This is a genomic window from Streptomyces sp. NPDC037271 (genome assembly GCF_055603605.1).
In genome coordinates this window covers 1-3205 of sequence record NZ_JBVJVN010000022.1, presented here as the reverse complement: position 1 = coordinate 3205, position 3205 = coordinate 1, and the positions used below count along the sequence as shown (strand labels likewise).

Sequence of the window (3205 nt, the reverse complement as noted above, 5' to 3'; positions counted from 1 at the left end):
GCCGGCCAGCTGGATGTATACGATGCTTTCGCCGCCCAGCTCGAAGAAGTCGTCGTCCACACCCACCCCCCCCACCCCCCCCCCCCCCCCCCCCCCCCCCCCCCCCCCCCCCCGCCCTCTTGCCCGCCCGCGCGATCGCCGTCACCGGCTCCCGGACGGCGCCGGCAGCCGCGCGCCCGGCTTGTGCACCGGGATCTCCTTGCCGTCCGAGCCCACGACCTTCCGGTCGCCGAGCGGCTCGTCCAGCGGCACCGTCCGCTCGTACTCCTTGGCGATGAGGATGCAGACCTTCTCCGGATGCGGGGTCTCGGTCACCGTGACCGTCACCTTCCCCGCGCGCTCCTCCGCCGTCGCCTCGTAGTCGGAGCACACTCCGCCCGTGAAGTGCACGGTCAGCTCCCCGCCCGCGGCCGTGTAGCCGTTCATCCGCACGTCCCGCGGGTCCCCCGGCTCCGAGGACGGCTCGCCGGACGGGGGCGTGTGCGGCGCGGCGGGGCCGGTGGTGGTCACGTACTTCGGGTCGACCGCCGGATGCGTGACCGTGACGGCGTCCGCCGCGCCCGGCGCCCGCACCTCGAACAGCCAGGACGGCACCAGCGTCTGCCGTCCCCGCACCGGATGCGCGGCCAGCCCGAACACCGCGTCCTCGACCGTGGCCGTCTGCTTCCCGGGCTGCTCCGACGCGCCCGTCGGCGGCGCGCAGGGCATGTCCACGCGGTCCCGGTGCGGTACCGGGCTCGCGCAGCCGCCGATGCCGGCGCCCGAGGTGCCGCCCGGCGCGTTCAGCAGCGCCAGCGTCTCCTCGGCGCCCAGGACGGGGTACGTGTCCCCCTCGACCGGTGCCTTCACCTGACCGCTGCCGCCGACCACCTCGCCCCGCGCGCCGACGACGACACCGGTCGTCCAGCCGTACGTGGGCAGCCCGCCGACCTCGGGTTCGGCGTTCACGGCCCGCCGGGCGCCCATGACCTGGCTCGCGTCCAGCTTGGCGTCGTCCTGGCCCAGCGCCTTCAGCACCGGCGCCGCCGCCTTCTTCGCGGCGGCTTCGCTCACCGGGCTCCCGTCGGCGGACGGGGCCTTGCACGCGGCGCCCTTCTTGCAGTTGTCGGTGCCGGGTGCGTAGCGGTGGAAGGTCCAGGTGCCGGGTGCCTGCCGGTTCACCGTGAGCAGCGGCCCGGAACCGTCCCCGGCGGTGCCCGCCTTCCACGCCCCGCCCTGCACGCGGGGGGCTCCGTCCACCCCGAGCGCCTCGGCCAGCCGGGCCACCTCCGCCTCGGTGACCTCGCCCTCCGCCCGGTAGACGGGCGCCGAGCCGGGTCCCTCGGGGAGGGCGCCGTCGGCGCGGTAGGTGACGCCGTAGGGGTTGGGCTCACCGGGGGCGATGCCGTGCGTACCGCCCTGGCCGTTGTGGGCCCCGTGGTCGTCCAGGACGAGCGGCGGGGGAGTGTCGTCGCCCGACGCCCCGGCCGCCGTACCGCCGTCCGGGCCGCCGCCCGAGGCGGACGTGGCCAGATAGGCCCCGCCGGTCCCGACCAGCAGCACGGCGGCGGCGACGGAGGCGACGGCGACCGCCCGGGGACGCCGCCGCGCGGGACGCCCGGTGCCGGCCTCGTCGGCGGCGCCGGCGTCGTCGTTGTCGGGTCGCTCGGTGTTCACCGCATCGCTCCTTCGGCTGTTACTGGGGACAGCGATGGGACGCGGTGGGGGAGGATCCGGTTCCCGGCGACGTCACGCGTCGCCCGAACGGCCGCACAGCGGCCGGCCGCGCCCCTCAGTCGCCGTAGTCCGACATCGCGTCCAGCAGCCGGGCCGACGTCCGCGGCACCCGCACGCCGTGGATGAGGGAGACGGGGACGGGACGGGTGGAGACCCGCACCGGAGCCTCCCAGCGCGGGGCCATCCGGGCGCAGTCGCCACGCAGCGACGCCAGGTCGCCGTCCAGGTCGGCCGGGGCGGGGTCGGCGGTCCTCAGGTTCGTCATGACAGAACCGTAGGCACGTCCCGGACCGCGAAGAAAGTTGTACTACCGGGTAGTTTTGCCTGCTTCGGACCAGGGGCACTCCCGGGTAGCGTGAACTGTCAACCCGCCTCCCCTCAGGAGAGAGTCCACGCCGTGCGCATCGCAGTCACCGGCTCCATCGCCACCGACCACCTCATGACCTTCCCCGGCCGCTTCTCCGACCAGCTCGTCGCGGACCAGCTGCACACGGTCTCGCTCTCCTTCCTGGTCGACCAGCTCGACGTACGCCGGGGCGGCGTCGCCGCGAACATCGCCTTCGGCATGGGCCAGCTCGGCACCCGGCCGATCCTGGTCGGCGCCGCCGGCTCCGACTTCGACGAGTACCGGGCCTGGCTGGACCGGCACGGCGTCGACACCGGCTCGGTGCGCATCTCCGAGACCCTGCACACCGCCCGCTTCGTCTGCACCACCGACGCCGACCACAACCAGATCGGCTCCTTCTACACCGGTGCGATGAGCGAGGCCCGCCTCATCGAGCTCAAGACCGTCGCCGACCGGGTGGGCGGCCTCGACCTGGTCTCCATCGGCGCCGACGACCCGGAGGCGATGCTCCGGCACACCGAGGAGTGCCGCACGCGGTCCATCCCGTTCGCCGCCGACTTCTCCCAGCAGATCGCCCGGATGAACGGCGACGAGATCCGGATACTGCTGGACGGGGCGACCTACCTCTTCTCCAACGAGTACGAGAAGGGGCTCATCGAGACCAAGACCGGCTGGAGCGACGAGGAGATCCTCGGCCGCGTCGGCCACCGCGTCACCACCCTCGGCGCGCGCGGCGTGCGCATCGAGCGGGCCGGCGAGGAGACCATCGAGGTCGGCGTCCCGGACGAGGAGCGCAAGGCCGACCCCACGGGTGTCGGCGACGCCTTCCGCGCGGGGTTCCTGTCCGGACTGGCGTGGGGGGTGTCGCTGGAGCGGGCGGCGCAGGTCGGGTGCATGCTGGCGACCCTCGTCATCGAGACGGTGGGCACGCAGGAGTACCAGCTGAGGCGGGCGCACTTCATGGAGCGGTTCACCAAGGCGTACGGCGACGAGGCGGCCGCCGAGGTCCAGGGGCACCTGGGCTGAGTCCGCCGCCGGGCGCGGGCGCGCGGGGCCGGCCGTGCTCACGCGGCGCAGCCGCGTACGGGCCCGGCCCCGCGCCCCGGCCCCGCGCCCCGGCCCCGCGCCCCGGCCCCGCGCCCC

Annotated in this window: 3 protein-coding genes; 1 reads left to right on the top strand and 2 read right to left on the bottom strand. The window is 75.0% G+C overall.

Annotated elements, in window-relative coordinates; translation table 11 throughout:
- Positions 1-141: 141 nt before the first annotated feature.
- Together ACZ7G3_RS28025 and ACZ7G3_RS28020 are read right to left on the bottom strand one after the other, a co-directional pair.
- On the bottom strand, positions 142-1656 hold the full coding sequence (locus tag ACZ7G3_RS28025) for a hypothetical protein (protein WP_470928724.1): 1515 nt from the start codon (positions 1654-1656) through the stop codon (positions 142-144).
- A gap of 115 nt (positions 1657-1771) precedes the next feature.
- Complete coding sequence (locus ACZ7G3_RS28020) at positions 1772-1981, bottom strand: hypothetical protein (protein ID WP_426598438.1); 210 nt, start codon at positions 1979-1981, stop codon at positions 1772-1774.
- Between the two features lie 132 nt (positions 1982-2113).
- On the opposite strand from ACZ7G3_RS28020, the gene ACZ7G3_RS28015 reads away from it, so the two are divergent.
- On the top strand, positions 2114-3088 hold the full coding sequence (locus ACZ7G3_RS28015; protein WP_470928723.1) for a carbohydrate kinase family protein: 975 nt from the start codon (positions 2114-2116) through the stop codon (positions 3086-3088).
- Positions 3089-3205 lie beyond the last annotated feature (117 nt).